At 66.1% G+C, this 18,819-nt stretch carries 17 protein-coding genes; 5 read left to right on the plus strand and 12 right to left on the minus strand.

From position 1 onward, the window contains the following. Positions 1-53 precede the first annotated feature (53 nt). Positions 54-617 carry a hypothetical protein gene (locus AC20117_RS01165; protein WP_083339787.1) on the minus strand — a complete coding sequence of 188 codons (564 nt, stop codon included), beginning with the start codon at positions 615-617 and terminating at the stop codon, positions 54-56. 296 nt (positions 618-913) lie between these two features. Between AC20117_RS01165 and AC20117_RS01170 the strand changes: the two genes are divergently transcribed. Next, positions 914-1,645, plus strand: a complete 732-nt coding sequence (locus tag AC20117_RS01170; protein WP_074701358.1) for a hypothetical protein — start codon at positions 914-916, stop codon at positions 1,643-1,645. Here AC20117_RS01170 and mgrA read toward each other — a convergent pair. Further along, positions 1,623-2,660 carry an L-glyceraldehyde 3-phosphate reductase gene (gene mgrA / locus AC20117_RS01175; protein ID WP_074701357.1) on the minus strand — a complete coding sequence of 346 codons (1,038 nt, stop codon included), beginning with the start codon at positions 2,658-2,660 and terminating at the stop codon, positions 1,623-1,625. The two genes, AC20117_RS01170 and mgrA, sit on opposite strands and share 23 nt — an antisense overlap. Before the next feature lie 45 nt (positions 2,661-2,705). Then, positions 2,706-3,116, minus strand: a complete 411-nt coding sequence (locus tag AC20117_RS01180; protein WP_074701356.1) for a hypothetical protein — start codon at positions 3,114-3,116, stop codon at positions 2,706-2,708. A 91-nt stretch (positions 3,117-3,207) separates the two neighbouring features. Here AC20117_RS01180 and AC20117_RS01185 point away from each other — a divergent pair, with 91 nt between their 5' ends. Next, positions 3,208-3,879, plus strand: coding sequence for a helix-turn-helix transcriptional regulator (locus AC20117_RS01185; RefSeq protein ID WP_074701355.1), 672 nt, complete (start codon positions 3,208-3,210; stop codon positions 3,877-3,879). 41 nt (positions 3,880-3,920) lie between these two features. On the opposite strand, the gene AC20117_RS01190 is transcribed toward AC20117_RS01185, so the two are convergent. The 4 genes from AC20117_RS01190 to glgX are packed head-to-tail and all read right to left on the minus strand — an operon-like array spanning position 3,921 to position 11,761. Then, a complete protein-coding gene (locus AC20117_RS01190) occupies positions 3,921-5,510 on the minus strand; it encodes an NAD(P)H-hydrate epimerase (RefSeq protein ID WP_074701354.1) in 1,590 nt (529 codons plus the stop codon). A gap of 4 nt (positions 5,511-5,514) precedes the next feature. Continuing rightward, positions 5,515-7,275 carry a malto-oligosyltrehalose trehalohydrolase gene (gene treZ, locus AC20117_RS01195; protein ID WP_074701353.1) on the minus strand — a complete coding sequence of 587 codons (1,761 nt, stop codon included), beginning with the start codon at positions 7,273-7,275 and terminating at the stop codon, positions 5,515-5,517. Next, a complete protein-coding gene (gene treY / locus AC20117_RS01200) occupies positions 7,272-9,575 on the minus strand; it encodes a malto-oligosyltrehalose synthase (RefSeq protein WP_074701352.1) in 2,304 nt (767 codons plus the stop codon). Before treY ends, treZ begins: the two co-directional genes overlap by 4 nt. Then, positions 9,572-11,761, minus strand: coding sequence for a glycogen debranching protein GlgX (gene glgX / locus AC20117_RS01205; protein WP_074701351.1), 2,190 nt, complete (start codon positions 11,759-11,761; stop codon positions 9,572-9,574). Before glgX ends, treY begins: the two co-directional genes overlap by 4 nt. A gap of 148 nt (positions 11,762-11,909) precedes the next feature. On the opposite strand from glgX, the gene AC20117_RS01210 reads away from it, so the two are divergent. Beyond that, entirely contained in the window at positions 11,910-12,275 is a 366-nt protein-coding gene (locus tag AC20117_RS01210) for a TfoX/Sxy family protein (RefSeq protein ID WP_074701350.1), read from the plus strand. Between the two features lie 21 nt (positions 12,276-12,296). Here AC20117_RS01210 and AC20117_RS01215 read toward each other — a convergent pair whose 3' ends face one another. Both AC20117_RS01215 and AC20117_RS01220 read right to left on the minus strand, forming a co-directional pair. Then, positions 12,297-12,524: a hypothetical protein gene (locus AC20117_RS01215; RefSeq protein WP_074701349.1), complete on the minus strand. Its 228-nt coding sequence runs from the start codon at positions 12,522-12,524 to the stop codon at positions 12,297-12,299. A 30-nt stretch (positions 12,525-12,554) separates the two neighbouring features. After that, entirely contained in the window at positions 12,555-12,935 is a 381-nt protein-coding gene (locus AC20117_RS01220; RefSeq protein WP_074701348.1) for a VOC family protein, read from the minus strand. 102 nt (positions 12,936-13,037) lie between these two features. Between AC20117_RS01220 and AC20117_RS01225 the strand changes: the two genes are divergently transcribed. Continuing rightward, the gene (locus tag AC20117_RS01225) at positions 13,038-14,714 is read left to right on the plus strand and encodes a glycoside hydrolase family 10-like protein (RefSeq protein WP_074701347.1); all 1,677 of its coding nucleotides are present in this window, start codon (positions 13,038-13,040) and stop codon (positions 14,712-14,714) included. 13 nt (positions 14,715-14,727) lie between these two features. On the opposite strand, the gene AC20117_RS23755 is transcribed toward AC20117_RS01225, so the two are convergent. Beyond that, complete coding sequence (locus AC20117_RS23755; RefSeq protein ID WP_236777410.1) at positions 14,728-15,885, minus strand: DUF6226 family protein; 1,158 nt, start codon at positions 15,883-15,885, stop codon at positions 14,728-14,730. 125 nt (positions 15,886-16,010) lie between these two features. Between AC20117_RS23755 and AC20117_RS23190 the strand changes: the two genes are divergently transcribed. Next, positions 16,011-16,175, plus strand: coding sequence for a hypothetical protein (locus tag AC20117_RS23190; protein ID WP_158300423.1), 165 nt, complete (start codon positions 16,011-16,013; stop codon positions 16,173-16,175). Positions 16,176-16,312: 137 nt separating this feature from the next. On the opposite strand, the gene lepB is transcribed toward AC20117_RS23190, so the two are convergent. Further along, entirely contained in the window at positions 16,313-16,852 is a 540-nt protein-coding gene (gene lepB, locus AC20117_RS01235) for a signal peptidase I (RefSeq protein ID WP_158300424.1), read from the minus strand. Further along, positions 16,842-18,746 (minus strand): bifunctional copper resistance protein CopD/cytochrome c oxidase assembly protein, encoded by a 1,905-nt coding sequence (locus AC20117_RS01240; protein WP_074701345.1) that lies wholly within the window; start codon positions 18,744-18,746, stop codon positions 16,842-16,844. The genes lepB and AC20117_RS01240 overlap by 11 nt, the downstream gene beginning before the upstream one ends. Between the last annotated feature and the right edge of the window lie 73 nt (positions 18,747-18,819).

The raw sequence follows: 18,819 nt of genomic DNA on the forward strand, positions 1-18,819 counted from the left end.
TCTACGATAAACCCAAACTTGCACACCATGCAAAATTGCACACGAGGCATTGTCTATCGTGAGTTCTGGTAGTTCACGAACCGCTTGACATCGTCGAGCTCCTGCTGGAGATCTTCGATGGTCTGCCTGTAGCTTGCGGACTCTGCTTTTTGCCACTTCTTGCGGACAACGAGGGCGAAAAGTGCCAACGGAATCACCGCAAGGCATCCCCATCCGGCCGCAGCGAAGAAGTCGAGAGCAACGGGAATCGCCTGCTGAATATCCCGGACAACGTTGATCCTCGCCACGATGTCGTCCATGACGGAGTCGAGCGGTTGCAGATGTTGTCCGATCATCGGAGTGCCCGACAATGACGGGGCGGACAGCGGAGCATCATCAGACCAGCGTGGATCTCCCGGATGCGCAACCACATAGATTCCGGAAGCGATGTTGGCAGCGATGAAGGTCGCAACGGCCCCAAGGGCCCCCGCAAGCAGTTTTCGCGCCTGCCGCAGGCCTCTTGGCGGATGCGCCAGACGCTTAGGTGAATGCCATAGATACGCCACCACCCCCATCACGATTGTCAGTATCCAAATGCCCGCGCTAAATTGCTCGATACTGATTTCAGCCAGTGCCACGGGAATGACCGCTCCTAGGAAGTACAAGGTAGATTCTCAGCCTTGACGCTGCCGATTCTTGCGGACACGTAGCGTCTGCAGGTTATCGACTCGCATGATGGCGGACAAAGGCCAAGCATCAAGAACACGGTGAATGACCTTAGAAGAATAGGGGACGCGTCACCTACGACGCGTCTGGACTGCGACTATTACGGTCACGATTGAGATGCGATGTCGGCAGGCATGCGTTGAGACGGTTTCCTCGCTGTATGGGCGCGCGCTGGCCCACGAGCATCACGAACTGTCAGGATGGGTTCATGCCATCAGTTCACGGCAGGCAAAAGGACCAAGGACAGGCAGCACACCAGGAGCCTCCTGCCGACTGGTTTACGCTGCTGGAGCGAATCACCGCTGAAATCACAGAGCTGCTGGAAAACCGGCGGATCTGGTTGAAGATGACTGCACGTTCTGCAGGACAGGAAACCGATAGCCACTTCCAGAGTGCCGATGGATGGGGCAGTGCTGCGGCTTCACCGGACGGGCAAAGCTGGCTGGCCATGCTCTACTACCGCGACGCAGGGTTGGGAATCCGGCGGATGGTCGACGGCGACCGGCGGACCGGCTCGTTCAAGCGGCTACTGCAAAAGATGGCGGAGGAGCCTAGGTTGTTGGCCGCTGATTGGTTCCTCGGTGACGCAACCGGAGAACGCCGTCGTGAATTGGATCTTGCTTTCAAGACGGAGGCAGACACGCTGAAGTTCGGGCACCTGAATCCTGCGGTGCCCCGCGCGGACCTTGCCGCGCTGACCGAGAAGACCGCGGGGATCAAGTGCTATGTGGACCAGCACATCACCCATGCCCAGCTTGACCCGCACTCAACCATGCCTACGCCGTCGGACATAAATGAGGCACTGGACCTGCTGGCGCGGTTGCTGGACAAGTACACGTTCCTGCTGCGTCCACCGCGGGACGATTCAGGATCCGACGATTCCGGTCCCGGGGAGGCCGGTGCCGCCGTGCCTGACGCTACTGCTGGGCCCAGAGGTTAATGCCGGATTCCACTGCATACTGGTCGATCATGTCGATCTCCTCCAGGGAGAAATCCAGGTTCTCGACGGCAGCGAGATTGTCCTCGAGCTGCTTCACGCTGGAGGCGCCGATAAGCGCCGAGGTGACCTGGCCGCCCTTGCGCTGCTCGCGGAGCACCCAGGCGATCGCGAGCTGGGCCAGCGACTGACCTCGGCCGGCGGCAATCTGGTTCAAGGCGCGGACGCGCGAAAGCCGGTCTTCATTCAGCCAGTCCGCCGCGAAGGACTTGTTCTGGGCAACCCGCGAGTCCTGCGGGATCCCGCCGAGATAGCGGTCCGTCAGCAGGCCCTGGGCCAGCGGGGAGAAAGCGATCGAGCCCAGGCCCTCTTCCTCGAGGACTTCGAGCAGGTTGGGGCTGCCGTCTTCGACCCAGCGGTTGAGCATGGAGTAGGACGGCTGGTGGATCAGCAGCGGCGTGCCGAGTTTTCGCATGATCCGTGCGGCGTCGCGGGTCTGCTCCGGTGTGTAGGAGGAGATACCGGCGTACAACGCCTTGCCGGAACGCACGGCCTGGTCCAGGGCACCCATGGTCTCTTCGAGCGGGGTCTGCGGATCCGGACGGTGGCTGTAGAAGATGTCGACGTAGTCCAGCTCCATCCGCTTCAGGGACTGGTCGAGGCTGGAGAGCAGGTACTTCCGCGATCCCCATTCGCCGTACGGGCCCGGCCACATCAGGTAGCCGGCTTTCGTGGAGATGATGAGTTCATCGCGGTACGGCAGGAAGTCCTCCCGCATATGCCGACCAAAGTTGGTCTCGGCGCTGCCGGCGGGCGGGCCGTAGTTGTTGGCGAGGTCGAAATGGGTGACACCCAGATCGAAGGCGCGGCGCAGGATGGCGCGCTGGGTTTCGAACGGTTTGTCGTCGCCGAAGTTGTGCCACAGGCCCAGAGAAACCGCCGGGAGCCGCAGTCCACTGCGTCCTACCCGGCGGTATGGAATCTTCTCGTAGCGGTTGCCCGCAGCCTCAAACGTCATTCGTCCATCATGCGTTTACCTTCCGGTCGCTTTCAAATCGAAAATTCAGTGCTTGTCGCCCGAGGACAGGCGGTTAAGGGCCAGAGCGCCGACGAGGAGTCCGAAATCACGCAGGGCGACATCGAAGTAACCGGGCACCAACAACAGGTTGATGATGATGCCGGCGAGCCAGGCAGCGACGACCAGCGAGCCGATCCGCGGCTTCCATGCCACGAGAATGCCGGCGAGGATCTCTATAACGCCGACGGCATACATGAATGCTTGCGGGGAAACCGGGATGATGTCGGTCGCGATGGGAGCCAGGTAGGTGGTCCAGTCGACCATCACGTTGAAGAACTTATCGAGGCCGAAGAGAATCGGCGCGATGGTGAAGACGGTACGCAGCAGCAAAAAGGCCTGGTGCGTATGGCTGCGCAGACCAGGGCGGTCTGCTAGGCGGGGCTGGTGGGTGACCATGACCGTTCCTTTCTAAAAGTAGTGATACTTGACTTTAGAAAGACGCGGCTGTTATGTCAATGGTCATTGTTTTTAGAGTAAAATCGCAGGTATGAAAGCACGCACGGAGTCCGATTCGGTCAGCGCAGTTGCCGCTTTAGCGGATTCCTCCCGGCGTGGCGTCTACGAATACATCCTCGAAGCGGACGGGCCGGTGAGCCGGGACGACGTCGCCGGCGCCCTAGGCATGGTGCGCGGCACGGCGGCCTTCCATCTGGACCGGCTGGCGCGGGAAGAACTGCTGACCGTCAGCTACCGGCGCCTCACCGGGCGCAGCGGACCCGGGTCAGGCCGGCCGACCAAACTGTACGCCCCGGCGGTCCGGGAAGTCTCGGTCAGCCTGCCCCAGCGCCATTATGATCTGGCCGCCGAACTCCTCGCGGCCGCCGTCGAGAATTCGCACCGGACCGGAACGCCGGTGGAAGAGTCCCTGCGCCGGGTGGCCGCCGAGGCCGGGAACTCCATCGGCAAGGACGCGGACAGCTTGGAGCAGGCGTTGGAGAAGTACGGGTTCAAGCCCGAGACCGAGGAGGACGGCAGCATCGTCCTGCAGAACTGTCCGTTCCACCGCCTGTCGCAACGCCACACGGCCACTATCTGCGGGCTGAACCTGGATCTGTTGTCGGCGGTGACCGGCAAGACCGGACCCGAGGGCTGCACGGCGGTGCTGGATCCCGCGCCCGGGCGCTGCTGCGTCAGGATCCTGCCGCCCGATCGCGACTGAAACCTCGCACTCCGCCTGAGGTCCAGCCGGCAGTGGGAGCTTCAGCCATCCTGCCGGAGTTCCAGCAACGCCCGCACGGTTTCGGGCACGGCCCGGCTGATGTCCGATGCGGCGACCGGTCCCCCGGCAGCGGCCTCGGTTCCGGCGATCCCGTGCACAGCGGCGGCCATGGCCGCTACCGCCGCCCAATGGTCCGGCTCCGCAATGCCTGCTTCGGCCAGGAGGTCGCGCTGGACAGTGGCGGCGAGCGCGCCGAGGATCCCGGCGAGCGTGTCACCCGATCCTGCCGCCGCCAGCCAGGGCGTGGCGTTGTCCTGGGTAAAGAGGGCACCGGATGGTGAAGAGATGACGGTTGTTGCGCCCTTCAGCAGCACGGTAGCACCGGTGAGCCCGGCGCCAAGGCGTGCAAAGTCCGACGGCGCTGCCTCCACCTGCTCGCGCGTCACCTCCACGTCCTGCTCGGCCAGGATACGGACGAGTTCACCGGCGTGCGGCGTCAGGATGACCTGCGGGCCCAGATCGGAAGGCAGACTGTCCAGCGCGCCGGCATCCGCCACCACCGGCAGCCCGGAAGCGAGTGCGTCGCGGACGCGGGCCTGCTGGTCCCGATCACCGGTGGCGCCGGGTCCCACCAGCCAGGCCTGCACGCGGCTCTCCCCCACGCTGCCCTGGCTGCAGACGGCTTCCGGCGTCGAAAGGTTGACCAGGCGGCAGATCTCCTGCGGTCCCAGGTAGCGGATCATGCCCACGCCGGTGGCCGCGGCCGCCTGCGTGCACAGCAGCGCGGCTCCCGGATACTGGGCCGACCCTGCGACGATGCCGAGCACGCCGCGCGTGTACTTGTGGCTGGTTCTCTGCGGCACCGGCCACCAGTCGGCCAGATCCGCCGGTTCCAGCCGCCGTAGTTCCGGTGCCGGCAGATGCGGACCGAGTCCGATATCCACGGTCAGCACTCTGCCTGCGAGCCCGGCGGCGGGATCCGTGAGCAGTCCGGCTTTGGTGCCACCGAAGGTCACGGTGAGGTCTGCCGGCATGACGGGCCCGGAGACTTCCCCGGTCTCGGCGGAGACTCCGCTGGGCAGGTCGCAGGCGACGGTCAGCGCCGGGGCATCCAGCCCAATGATGCGCTCCACCAGTTCCTTCGCCGGGCTGCGCAGGCCCCCGGAAGCGCCGGTTCCGAGAATCCCGTCAATCAGCGCATCCGCACGGGAGCAGAGAGCTGCGGCTTCGTCCGGGGTGACGAAGGGACCGGCTGCCGCAGCGGCGGAATCATCGGCACCCGCGCCGGCACCGTCACCACCAGCGGCCAGCCGCAGCACGGTCCCGCCGGCTTTCTCAAACGCGGCCAGCGCCTGCGGGTGGCTGCGCGCCGAGGTGAGCACCGCCGTCGTACTCATCCCTTTGCGTGCAAGGGTGGCCGCGGCGAAGAGCGCGTCTCCCCCGTTGTTGCCGCTGCCGGCGATCACCGCCAGCCTCGCGCCGTAAACCCGTCCGCGGGTTTCCCGTACTGCGCGGAGCACGGCGTTGGCCAGGCCGTGGGCGGCGGTGGCCATGAGCCGGTCGCCGTGGCCGGCGTCGAGCAGCGGCTGCTCGGCGGCGCGGATCTGGCGACCGGTCCAGGCGCTGATCATGCTCCTAGCCCTGACCGCGGATGATCGCGGCGGAGTTGGCCGGCAGCGTCAGCACGCCGTCGAGGTTCACTTCGTCCGCGGTGGCGAGCAGCAGCCGGCCGGTGCCCGCATCCATAGTGCAGGTCCGGTCCGCAAAGTTGAAGCACACGCTGATCCGGCCGCGGCGCAGGATGAACCAGCCGTGGTCCTGGTCGAATTCCACGTGGACGGAGGCGAAGTCAGGGTCCGTGAGTTCCGGGGTCTGCCGGCGCAGCGCGATCAGGTCCTTGTAGAGGGCGAGCAGCCGGGCGTGGTCCCCGCGCTCCGGCTCGGACCAGTCCAGCTTGGAATTGGTGAAGGTGGACCCGGCCTGAGGGTCCGGCACGAGGTCCGGGTCCCAGCCCATCCGCTCGAACTCCCGAAGCCGGCCGGCCGACGTGGCCTCGCCCAGTTCCGGCTCCGGATGGGAGGTGAAGAACTGCCAAGGGGTCGACGCCGCGAACTCCTCGCCCATAAAGAGCATCGGCGTGAACGGCGACGTCAGGTTCAGCACCGCGGCCATCGCCAGCCGGCCATAGCCCAGTGTGGAGGACAGCCGGTCCCCCGCCGCGCGGTTGCCGATCTGGTCATGGTTCTGCGTGCACACCACCAGCTGGCGCGCGTTCACCCGTTCCTTGTTGATCGGCCGGCCGTGGTGCCGGTGCCGGAAGGAGGAGTAGGTGCCGTTGTGGAAGAAGCCTTCCGTGAACACCTTCGCCAGCACGTCCAGGCCCTCGAAGTCCGCGTAGTAGCCGGCGGTTTCGCCGGTCAGGTTCACATGGACGGCATGGTGGAAATCGTCGCTCCACTGCCCGGTGAGTCCGTAACCGTTCACGTTCCGGGACTCCAGCAGCCGCGGATTGTTCAGATCCGATTCCGCGATCAGGAACAGCGGCTTGTCCAGCTCCCGGGAGCATTCATCCGTGGCGGCCGAGAACTCTTCGAGGATGTGTACCGCGCGCTCGTCCTGCAGTGCGTGGACGGCATCCAGCCGCAGCCCGTCCACATGGTAGTCGCGGAACCACATCAGCACGTTGTCCAAAATGTAGCGGCGGACCTCGTCCGAATCGGGGCCGTCCAGGTTCACCGAGTCGCCCCAGCTGTTACCGCCCGCAGCGCTCAGGTAGGGGCCGAAGCGCGGCAGGTAGTTCCCGCTGGGTCCCAGATGGTTGTAGACCACATCCTGGATCACGCCGATGCCGTGCCGGTGCGCGGCGTCCACAAACCGCTGGTACGCCGCGGGGCCGCCGTAGGTTTCCTGCACCGCGTACCAGTGCACGCCGTCGTAGCCCCAGTTGTGCGTGCCGTTGAACGCGTTGACCGGCAGCAGTTCCACGAAGTCGATGCCGAGTCCGGCGAGGTAGTCCAGCTTGGCAGTGGCGGCGTCCAGCGTCCCTTCCGGGGTGAAGGTGCCCAGGTGCAGCTCGTAGATCACGCCGCCGTTCAGCCCCGGTGACTGCCAGCCGCCGTCCGCCCACTGGTGGGCGCCGGCGTCGAACGTGCGGGACAGCCCGTGCACTCCGTCCGGCTGGCGGCGCGATCGCGGATCCGGCAGCGGCGTGGTTTCCCCGTCCAGCAGGTAGCCGTAGTCTGTGTCCCCCGCGGGCGCAGCTGACGGGTCGGCCAGCGACCACCAGCCGTCCTGGCTCTGAACCATGGACAGCAGTTGGCCGGCCGCCTTCAGCTCGACGGTTTTGGCCAGCGGCGCCCAGACGTCAAAGCGTGCTGGGGCTATTCCGGTACTCACTGTTCTTCCTCCTTGACCAGCAGGGCCACGGGCAGGCCGGCGAAAACGTCACCCACCGGGAGCGCCCCGGTGCTGCTGAAGACCAGCCCGGTGAGCATGTCCTGGTAGCGTCCGGCCGGAATAACGACGGCGGTGTCCCGCCATCCGCCGGCGCGCTGCAGTCCCAGCGGCAAACGGGTGACCAGGGTGATGGCTCCGCCGCGGTCGAAACCGAAAACGTGCTCCGCTGCGGCACCCTCGGCGTTGACTGCTTCGTAACCGTTGAACAGGTTCGGCCGGTCGCGGCGCAGCCGCAAAGCCCGGGCCACCACGAGCATCTTGGCCTGCGCACCCTCGTCGATCGCGGGGATGGTCCCCTCGCCGAGGCGGGCGAGGGCCTTGTGCCGGGCATCGAAGTCCACCGGCCGCCGGTTGTCCGGATCCACCAGCGAATGGTCCCAGAACTCGGTGCCCTGGTAGACATCGGGAACACCGGGCATGGTCAGCTGCACCAGCTTGGCCGAGAGCGAGTTGGTCCAGCCGGGCAGCTTGGTCTCTTCCGCCAGCGTGCTCAGGATCCGGTTGACTTCGGGGTTGTCGAAGGCGGCATCCACGGCAGCGTGCAGCTGTTCTTCGAACTGCTCGTCCGGGTCCAGCCAGGAGGTGCTGTTACCCGCTTCCCGCGCCGCCTTTTCGGCGTAGGCGTGGGCGCGCTTGCGGCTGAACGGCCACGCGCCCAGCGCCGCCTGCCACAGCAGGTCCGCGAACGGCACATCACCCAGCGGCGCGGCCGCATCCAGCTCCGCGAACTTCGCGGACCACTCGCCGGCCATCTCGGAGAGGACGCTGATCCGGGCGCGGGTGTCCTCGCTCCGCTTGGTGTCGTGCGTGCTCAGCGCGGTCATGGCCAGCGGTTGTTCCAGCTGTCGGCGGACCAGCTTGGTGTGCAGGTCGAACGGCTCGATGGCGAAGATGGACGGGTCCGCGCCGACCTCGTTCAGCGAGGTCAGCCGCGAGTAGCGGTAGAACGCGGTGTCCTCCACCCCCTTGGCCATCACCATGCCCGAGGTCTGCTGGAAGCGGACGGCCAGTGCCGTCAGCTCGCCTTCGGGATTCAGCAGCGGCTGCAGGGCGACGATCGTTTCGGCCAGGTCCGGGCGGCGCACCTGCGCGGCGATCACCGCTTCCTCCAGGTACTCCGCGCCCTGCGGCAGGTAGCTGCGGTAGACCGGGAAGCAGGCCAGCAGTTCGGCGAGCGCGTCTGCGGCAATGTCCTGCTCCAGGTCCGCTGATGCGGGGATGAGCCGGGTCAGCCGGAGCACCTCGGAGCGCAGGATGCCGTCCGTGATGGCACGCTTGGTGTCGTGGATCATGTGCCGGTAGGGCTCCACGGGGGCCACATCGGTCAGCTGCTCCCGGCCCTCCGGGTCCACGAACAGCCGGTCCACGTCCGCCAGCGCGTCGTACCCGGTGGTGCCGTGGCAGAACCAGCCCGAAGGCAGGCTCTCCCCCGGTTCCAGGATCTTCTCCACCAGCACGTACGCCCCGCCGGTCAGCTCGTGCAGCTGGCGCAAGTAGCCGCCGGGGTCCGCGAGACCGTCCGGGTGGTCGATGCGCAGCCCGTCCACCAGTCCCTCGGTGAACCAGCGCCGAATTTCGGCGTGCGATTCCTCAAACACCCACGGTACTTCCACGCGCACCCCGGCGAGCGAGTTCACACCGAAGAACCGGCGGTAGTTCAGCTCGCTGTCCGCCCGGCGCCAGTTCACCAGCTGGTAGTGCTGCCGCTCATGGACAGTGCGGGCGTCCGCGCCGTCATCCGCTGTTCCGGCGGCCACGGGGAAGCGGTTCTCGTAGTACCGCAGCTCGCCGTCCACCAGCTCCAACGAGTCCAGTTCCGCGCCGCCGTCGCCCAGGACCGGCAGCCGGAGCTTCCCGCCCGCGGCGTCCCAGTCGACGTCGAACGCCTCCGCATACCGCGAGCCGCGCCCCTCGGCCAGCAGCGACCACCACCACCGGTTGTTCACCGGTGTGGCCACGCCCATGTGGTTGGGCACGATGTCCACCAACACGCCCATTCCGGCGGCGTGCGCGGCTTCGGAGAGCGCCTTCAGCCCCTCGGCTCCGCCGCGCGCCGGGTCCACTACGGTGAAGTCGACGACGTCGTACCCATGGTCCGAGCCGGGCTCTGCCGTAAGGATCGGCGAGAGGTACACCCAGTCCGCGCCGAGCTCGCGCAGGTACGGCACCAGCCGAGCCGCGTCGAACAGGTTGAAGGACTCGCGGATCTGCAGGCGGTAGGTGGAGAGCGGGGTTTTCATACGGATCCCTTGCCCGTGCCCTTGGCATCCGCCATGGCCGCCAGCGACGCCGCCACGGAGTGGTCAGGCTCGTCGGCCGGCGGCGTGTATGCCCGCAGCACCACCATCGCCTTGGCCTGCACAGTCATGGGCTTCCCTGCCGCGATCGGTTCGGAATCGGCGTACTCGCCGGCGGTGTCGATCACTTGGTCCCACTTGGCCGCGTACTCCTTCGGTGGCAGAACGAACTCCACATCATGGTCATCCGCGTTGAAGTAGATCAGGAAGTTCTCGTCCGTGATCCGCTGCCCGCGCTCGTCCCGGCCCGGGATGCCCTGGCCGTTGAGGAAGACCCCGATGCACCGGCCCAGCGCCGCGTCCCAGTCCTCGGGCTCCATCAGGGTTCCGTCCGCGGTCAGCCAGACAATGTCCGGCAGCGCCTCGCCCTCGCCCCGGCGGACCGGCCGCCCATCGAAGAAACGACGACGGCGGAACGTGGGGTGTTCGGTGCGCAGCTTGTTCACCGCGGCGACGAACTCCAGCAGCGGCTGGTCAACCTTGTCCCAGTCCACCCAGGACAGCTCGGAATCCTGGCAGTACACGTTGTTGTTGCCCTGCTGGGTGCGGCCCAGCTCGTCGCCGTGCGCGATCATCGGCACGCCCTGGCTCAGCAGCAGCGTGGCCAGGAAGTTCCGCTGCTGCCGGGCGCGCAGGCCCTGCACCTTCGGATCGTCCGTCTCCCCCTCCACCCCGCAGTTCCACGAGCGGTTGTGGGATTCGCCGTCGTTATTGTCTTCGCCGTTGGCCTCATTGTGCTTCTCGTTGTAGGAGACCAGGTCCCGCAGCGTGAAGCCGTCATGGGCGGTGACGAAGTTGATCGAGGCCACCGGGCGGCGGCCGGAACTCTCGTACAAATCCGCCGAACCAGTGATGCGCGAGGCGAACTCGCCCAGGGTGGAGGGCTCGCCGCGCCAGAAGTCCCGGACCGTGTCCCGGTAGAGCCCGTTCCACTCCGTCCACAGCGGCGGGAAGTTGCCCACCTGGTAGCCGCCGGGGCCTACGTCCCACGGCTCGGCGATGAGTTTGCTCTGCGAAACTACCGGATCCTGCTGGCAAAGTTCGAAGAAGGTGGACAGCCGGTCCACATCGTAGAACTCGCGCGCCAGTGTGGAGGCCAGGTCGAACCGGAAACCGTCCACGTGCATCTCCGTGGCCCAGTACCGCAGCGAGTCCATCAGCAGCTGCAGCGAGTGCGGGTGGCGCACGTTGAGCGAGTTTCCGGTGCCGGTGTAGTCCATGTAGTACTGCTTCTCATCTTCCATGAGGCGGTAGTACGCGGAGTTGTCGATGCCCCGGAAGGACAATGTGGGGCCCATATGGTTGCCCTCGGCGGTGTGGTTGTAGACCACGTCCAGGATGACCTCGATGCCGGCCAGATGCAGCTCGCGCACCATGGCCTTGAACTCCTGCACCTGCTGCCCGGCGTCCCCGGTGGAGCAATAGGTGTTCTGCGGGGCAAAGAAGCCGATGGTGTTGTAGCCCCAGTAGTTGGACAGGCCCTTTTCCTGCAGCGTGCTGTCATTGACGAACTGGTGCACCGGCATCAGCTCGATCGCGGTGACGCCCAGCTTCTGCAGGTGCGCGATCACCGACGGATGCGCAATGGCGGCATAGGTGCCGCGCTGCTCCTCGGGGATGTCCGGGTGCAGCTGCGTCAGGCCCTTCACATGCGCCTCGTAGATGACCGAACGGTGGTACGGAATGCGCGGCTTGCGGTCCCCGTCCCAGTCGAAGAACGGGCTGACCACCACGCCCATCATCATGTGCGCGGCGGAGTCCTCGTCGTTGCGCGAGTTCTCGTCGCCGAAGTTGTAGCCGAACAGGGACTGGTCCCAGTCGATCTCCCCGTGCACGGCCTTGGCGTACGGATCCAGCAGCAGCTTGTTGACGTTACAGCGCTGCCCGTTCGCCGGATCATACGGTCCGTCAACACGGAAGCCGTACTTCTGGCCTGGCAAAACATGCGGGAGGTAGCAATGCCAGACGTAGCCGTCCACATCCTTAAGTTCAACCCTGGTTTCCTCGCCGTCGTCGTCAAACAGGCAGAGGTAAACGCGCTCGCCTGCTTCACTGAACAAGGCAAAGTTCGTTCCATTGCCGTCGTAGGTGGCACCCAGCGGATAGGCTTCTCCGGGCCAAACTTCCATGTACTGCTCCTGACGTTAGACGCTCTTGTATCTTTCATACAGTATGCGAAAGACAGTTTGATGATGATTCGGCAACATCGGACCAATTACGACGGCGGGAAGCGGCTATCGCTCGAATCCCACCGATGCAGGAAGGAAGGACCGGAACATGACGGACCGGCACCGGCCAGGCAACGAGGCCTCGTTTGCCCTCCTGGATACGCTCGCGCTCCGGTTTTCCGAGGACCCTCTGGTCGAACGCGGCACCATGTTCCGCAGCCCCGGCATGAAAGTGGGCGGGAAGGTCTTCGCCTTCCTGGGTGGCGGCGACAGGCTGATCGTGAAGATCCCGCGGCACCGGGCGGAGGCCGTCGTTTCCGCCGGCGAGGCAGAGCCGGTCATCATGGGGACGCGGACCATGAAGGAATGGGTGGCCTACCCGGCCCTCCCGGACGATCCCCGGGAGACCGAGCAACGCTGGTCCCGCGCCGTCGACGAGGCGTATGCCTACGTGAAAAGCCTCAGGCCCGAGTGAGCGCGCGAGGGAAACAGTCTCTTAGTCGTCGGCTTCGCCGCCTTCTTCACCGCCGCCTTCGCGGCCCTGTTCGTTGCCGCCTTCTTCACCGCCGCCGTCGTTTTCTTGCACTTCGCCGTTGTTCTCGTTCTGTTCCTGCTGGACGTCCTGGTTGTTTCCTTCGTCCTCGTTGGGGTTGTCGCAGCCGGTCAGGAGCAGCGCGCACAGCGCCACCAGCGTGGCGATGCCCTTGGAAATCTTGGTCGTCATAAGCGTGCCTTTCGATAGTCGTTTGCGGAGTCAGGGCCGTTGGGCGGATTCGAACAGTTCGATGAGGTTTCCCGCGGGATCGGCGAGCAGGATCTGGCGCCCGCCGGGCCCGGCCACGTCGGTGCGGAAAGACAGTCCGGCGCTGCGCAACCGCTCGATCTCGGCGTCGAGGTCATCAAAGATGAGATGGATGCGGTTGGCTCCGGGAGCGGCGTAATCCGCCGGGGTGGCGCGGGCGCCGGAGCTCGCAGGCCCGGAGAGCAGCACCCGCAGCGGGCCGCGGATGACATCGGCAAAGGCCGGTGCTTGCATGTTGACGGTGAAGCCGAGGTGGGTGGTGTAGAAGTCGACGGCGGCCTGAACGTCGTCGACGAGGTAGCGGACACTCGCGTATTCATTCGGTGCTGTCATGGCTTATTCTCCTTCGAAGACGTCTTAAACCCTCCCCTGTTGCGGTGCTGATCGCAAGCGTATCGTTGAGCTAGCAGCATTCTTTATCGAGGTGAGCTGGCCATGACTGGCAGCGATTTGGGGTCTACATTCTCGCGGCGGCAGTTCAATACTGCGGCGGCCTTGACCGTGCTCGGCGCCGCAGGTCTGCTCGGCGGCAGCCTGTCCAGAGCGGTGACGGCGGCAGGTCCGCGGCCGCTCGAGGTAAGCCTCGCCGCGGCCGTTCCCAACCGGGTCTACCGCATCACCGCGCGGGAGCGTGCCCGCGTCGCGGACGCGCCGAAGCACGAGTTCCGTGGTTTCTGGCTCTCCAGCGTGGTCAATATCGACTGGCCGTCGCGTTCCGGCCTGACCGCCGCAGTCCAACAGGCCGAGCTCCGCGGCTGGCTGGATCTGGCCCGCAGCCGGAACCTGAATGCCGTGATGCTGCAGGTCCGCCCGGCCGGCGATGTCTTCTGGCCGTCCAAAGTCGGTGAACCGTGGTCCCGCTACCTGACCGGCACCCAAGGCAGGAACCCCGGCTACGATCCGCTGCCCTACGCGGTCAGCCAGGCCCATGCCAGGAACCTGCATCTGCACGCCTGGTTCAACCCGTTCCGTGCCGGCATGACGGCGAACCTGGCCGACCTGATCTCCTGGCACCCCGCGCGGAAGAATCCCAGCTGGACGTTCGCCTACGGCGGCCGCCGCTACTACAACCCCGGCATTCCCGCTGTGCGCAGCTTCATCATCAAGGTGATTGCCGAGGTCGTGGCGAAGTACGACGTCGACGGCGTGCATCTGGACGACTACTTCTATCCCTATCCGGTGACCGGCCAAAGCATCCCGGACTCGGCTGCCTACAACGCCTACCGGCTGCCCGGCGAGAGCCTGGCGAACTTCCGGCGGCGCAGCGTGAACGTCTTTGTCCGCGACCTGAGCGCCAGGATCGCCGCCACCAAACCACGGATGCTGTTCGGCATCAGCCCGTTCGGAATCTGGCGCAACCAGTCGACGGACAGCCGCGGCTCCGCGACCTCCGGGTTCCAGAGCTACGACGGCATCTTCGCCGACTCGCGGCTCTGGGTGAAGCAGGGCTGGTTGGACTATGTGGTGCCGCAGCTCTACTGGCACCAAGGTAATCCGGCCGCCGACTACAACACGCTGGTCAACTGGTGGTCAGCCCAGGTCAGCGGCACCAGCTGCAAGCTCTACATCGGCGAGGCCGCCTACAAGGTCGGCGACCCAGCCCAGGGCGCCGATTGGCAGGACCGGCGGGAGCTGTACAACCACACCGCCAAGTGCCGGGCGACGGCAAGGGTCAGCGGCCAGGTGTACTTCTCAGCCAAGTCCGTGCGGGCCAACAAGCTGGGCAGCATCACCCTGGTGAAGGACAAGTACTACAAGCGGGTGGCCATGACGCCGGTCATGTCCCATCTGGGCACCCAGCGTCCCTACACGCCCGTGATCAGCAGCGCGCGCTGGAACGGCTCCGGCGTCGAGCTGATTTGGCGCGGTTCAAACAGCGGGACCTTGCCGCGGCATTACGCCATCTACCGCTGGGAAGCCAAGGCGGATTCCAGTGCCTTCATCCCCTCCCAGGCAGGGGCTCTGCGCCGTGTGCACCGCCGCCGCGGCAATCCCGAAAAGTTCCTGGATACCGGAGCGGTGCGGGGACGGACATACTGGTACGTCCTCGTCGGACACAGCGACCTGATGGTTGAATCCGCCGCCGCCTCCGCGATCTTCATCCGCGCCTGAGAAGGCCTAAGCGTCAGCTGTTCCGCAACGGCCAAGGACGCCAGCCCTCCGGAACTTCCTGCAGCTTCAGCTCGGCCTCGCGGAGCCGGGTCCCTGCGACGGCATCGGGCTCTCCCCTGCCGCCTTCCGACCAGGAACCGTCCGCCGCCGTCAACGCATATTCGCTCCACCCACGCCGGCCCACCGGATACCGCTCACCGTAGCCGCCGGCCGCTACCGCAAGCACCAGCCGCTCCAGCCGGTCGGCCTCCGATTCGGCGGTCTCGTCACAGGCATCGCAGCCGCAGGACGGGAAGATGAACTCGTGCAGCAGCCCGGCATGGACCACCACGCCGGGGTAACTGGTAAACCCGAAAGTCAGGACCGCGGCGCCAGGGTCGCGGGGAGTTAACCGGACCGCTTCCCGCACCTCCTCGGAGTGCACCAGCAGTTCCGGCACGCGCTCAGGGTCAGGTTCTGCATCGACGTCGTACACCTCGCGAAGGTGCTCGATCAGTGCGCGGGCCACGGTGTGCAGTCCGGCGAAGCGCTCCGTATGGCTGTCCACACTGTAGGCCTCCAGCGGCGGACCGTCCACGCCCCACCGGCTTCCGTACGGAATGGGCTGCCCGTCCGGGGACCTGAACTCTTCCACCGGGAGCGCCGGCCGGACGTACGGAGGTTGGCCCGGTGCAGCCGGCACCGGCCGCGGTTGCATGGCGGGCAGGCTTTCAGCCTCTTCGCTCTGCCACTCCTGGATGACGGAGATGAAGCCCTCCAGCCACTCCACATCGGCCTCACGGATCCGGCCGGGGAGGCCCTCGATCTCAAACTGCAGGTCATCGTTTCCGACGGCCGGTGAACTGCCCTCGAAGGTCCGCCACTGCGCGTCCGGCCGCAGGTGAGCCAGCACGTTTCCGGCGAACACTCCCGCCGCGGCTTCGAGCGCACTGTCAGCGGCGATCCGGGCACCCGACGAGTGCAGGAACTCCACGAGCCGGGCCGGATCCGATCCCAGCTGTGCTGCGTCCACGTCCTGTTCGCTGCAGAAGGCGACGAACCGCTCGTATCCACGCGCGTGCCGTACCGGCCGCTGGACTTCGGACTCCGGCCGGTAGAGCGCCCGCGAGCGCTGCATCGGTTCAGGCAGTTCTACCGCGGGTCCCTCGAAAACATCCTCAGCATCTCCCATGACCAGATCCTAGCCGGTAGCCTCCGGTGCCGCAGTGGCGGGGGTTAGCGCGCGTGGTGGGCACCGCCGTCGGTCTTCCTCACGAATCGTTTAAATAAATCCGGCATGAGTACCAATCCGGCACCGTGGCCAGCGCCGACACCGGGTATGACACCGAAAACCAGTTGGATGAGACGATCACCCAGGTGACCGGCAACGGCACCGAAGACACGGGCAACATCTCGCTGGGTGACTTCCTCAACGGCAACCTCAGGGCAACACCGCAGGCGTGGACGTTGATCCCAACGTGAACAGCGACGTCGATGCGGACGCCTCTGCGGACAGCATTACCGACGGCGGCGAGGACAACGAGCTGGGCCTGCTGGGCGGGCTGCTCTAACAACTCCCGCGCCAGCCGTGGCACCCGCTCCAATCGGGGCGGGTGCCATCATGGATGGCCGAAGGGTAAGACCAGCAGAACCGTTGCGTCCACTCGCGCGGCGTCGACCGCCCCGAACTGCCGGGAGTCCACGGATTCAAGCCTGTTGTCTCCCATCAGGAAGACTTGCCCGTCGGGTACCGTCACCGGCCCGAAAAATATGCCGCCCAGCTGGTCCCTGTTGACGTGGGGCTCGTCCACGGCGTTCCCATCGACGATTAGCTCCCCGCTATACAATCCGACGCTCTGTCCGCCGGTCGCCACCACGCGCTTGATGAGCCTCCCGTTTCCGTCCGGGCTCGGCAGCGTGACGATATCGCCGCTATGCACGCCGGATACTGAGGGGCCCAGCTTGTTGGCGATGACCACATCGCCCGGCACAAGCGTCGGCGCCATGCTGGCCGAGGAGATCAGGTGCGGCTCCAGGACAAACATCCGCGTGGCCAGAATGAGCAGGACCAGGACCCCACTGTAAACCACCCCCGGCCGGACCGCCCCTCTGCGGGCGCCGCCGGGCGCTCCCGCACTTGTGGCACGCTCAACGGACACGGGGCCTGTTTCCATTCCGGACGGAAAGCTTATCCGCCGCGGCCTGTGCGGGTTCGCTCCGACGCTCCTCCCGTGATCGGAAAAGTACGACGACGGCGAGGGCTGCGAGCGAGACGGCTGCCAGGATCAGCAGAAACTGCCCGCCCGTCTCGGGGGTCGCCGCCCAACTGGCGGGCCAAGGGTTGCCGGCGGCGGTCTCCCACGGCTGACCAAGGACGGGGGCCTGTGCTTGAAGGGCCTGCCCGTAGACCGCGTACAGGACGGCGGTACCGGCCAGAACCGAGAACCTTGCCGCCCGGTCCTTCGGATGTGACGGTCCCAGTGGGCGGGTCAGGACAGCGGTAAAAAGGCAGCCGCTGGACAGCGCCACCAGCGTCATCAGGCCGTAGCCCGGCTGGGTCCGCGCGGAGTACTCGAGCAACGGAGAGTAGTAGAAGGCGAGGAGCGTAGCGGCCAGGACGAGAGCAGGAATAACCGGTTTTGCCGCAGCAGCGTTCAGCAGCGGCCGGACGATATTCCGGATGAAGCCGCCGGCGCTCGGGGTCCCACCCGTTTCGGGCCGGATGGTGAGCTCCGCCAGGGTCAAGGGCGCCGCTGGAACGAGGAGCAGCGGGATGACCGCGGTCAGCAGCATCTGGGTCAGGACATGGACGCTGAGCAGTTCGGCCTGATAAACGTGGAGTCCGCCGTTTGTGACGGTGAAGAGGACAGCGATGCCGAGAAGCCAGAGGCCCGTCCGCCGGACCGGCCACCGTTCTCCGGAGTGTCGGAGCCGCCGCACACCGGCCAGATACAGCACGACGGCGAAGCCGCACAGCAGCGTCCAGAGCGGATCCAGTTCCCAGCGGGTAACTGCCTCGCGGATGCCCGGGCCAGGCAGCACCGAAGCCGAAGAGGCGGACGAAGCGCCGGTGGGCGGGCTGGTCCGGCCGAGCGCTGCAGCCAAGCCGGAGGCGGCTGCCATAACAACAAGTTCCAGCACAACCAGCATGGCAAACGGCCTTGTCCCCCGGCCCGGGTCCCGATGCAGCCGCGCAATCGCTGCACGACGCTGCACCGCACCGAAGGCCCCCAGCACAACAAGCGCCGCCGTCTTGGCAAGGACTATCGAGCCGTAAGGCGAGGCCAGCTGGCCCAGGCTGCCGATCGCAGCCCACGCGCTCAGCAGCCCGGAAACCGCCAGCACCATGAAGGATGCCAGCGCCAGTGTCGAATAGCGGCGCACCACTGTCCCCAAGCCGACGTCCGTCAGCGTCCTGCGCAGGACGAACAGGGTGAGCAGTCCGCCCATCCACACGGCGGCCGCGGCCACATGCAAGGCCAGGGACACGGTGCTGTCCGCGTGGTCCACACCGCCTGCCGCATGGGAGCTCAGAACCGGTGGAACCAGGCCGGCCACCGCAACCAACGCCGTCGCAAACGCCTCCCTGCGGGAACGGATGCTGAAGCACAGGACAACGACGACGGCGGCCATCAGAACGCTCGCGGCGGCGGTCCGGCCCGGACCAGGAGCCACCAGGAAGGAAACCAGCAGCGCGCCGGATCCTGCGGAAAACGGCGCCGTATTGGCCACCGCATGGAAGCCCAGAACGCACAGCGCTGCCGCGGAGACAACCCACAGGACAGCCGCTCGCCCAGCGAACCTGACAACCCTTGCAAATGCAGGTCCCCGGGACGGTATCGCGTAGGCGCCCAGCGCGAGGGCGCCGATCGTGCCGGCGGCTGCAGCATTGAAGCACAGCTTCGCCACCGGCAGTCCCCACAGCACCAACGGCCCCGATTTGTCCAAGAGCCCTGGCTCAGAGCCGCCGCCGTGGACGTAAGCCCACACGAGCGAGAGCAGCGCGGCCGCTACCAGGACGACGCTTGCCGCAGGACGTATTCCGATTGCCATACCCACAGCCCTCCTCTTGAGAGTGCCCATGATGTCGGCCGTTTCTTAGAGAATCCTGAAAAATCGCAAAGCG

It is taken from the genome of Arthrobacter crystallopoietes, from assembly GCF_002849715.1.
GTDB classification, from domain to species: domain Bacteria; phylum Actinomycetota; class Actinomycetes; order Actinomycetales; family Micrococcaceae; genus Crystallibacter; species Crystallibacter crystallopoietes.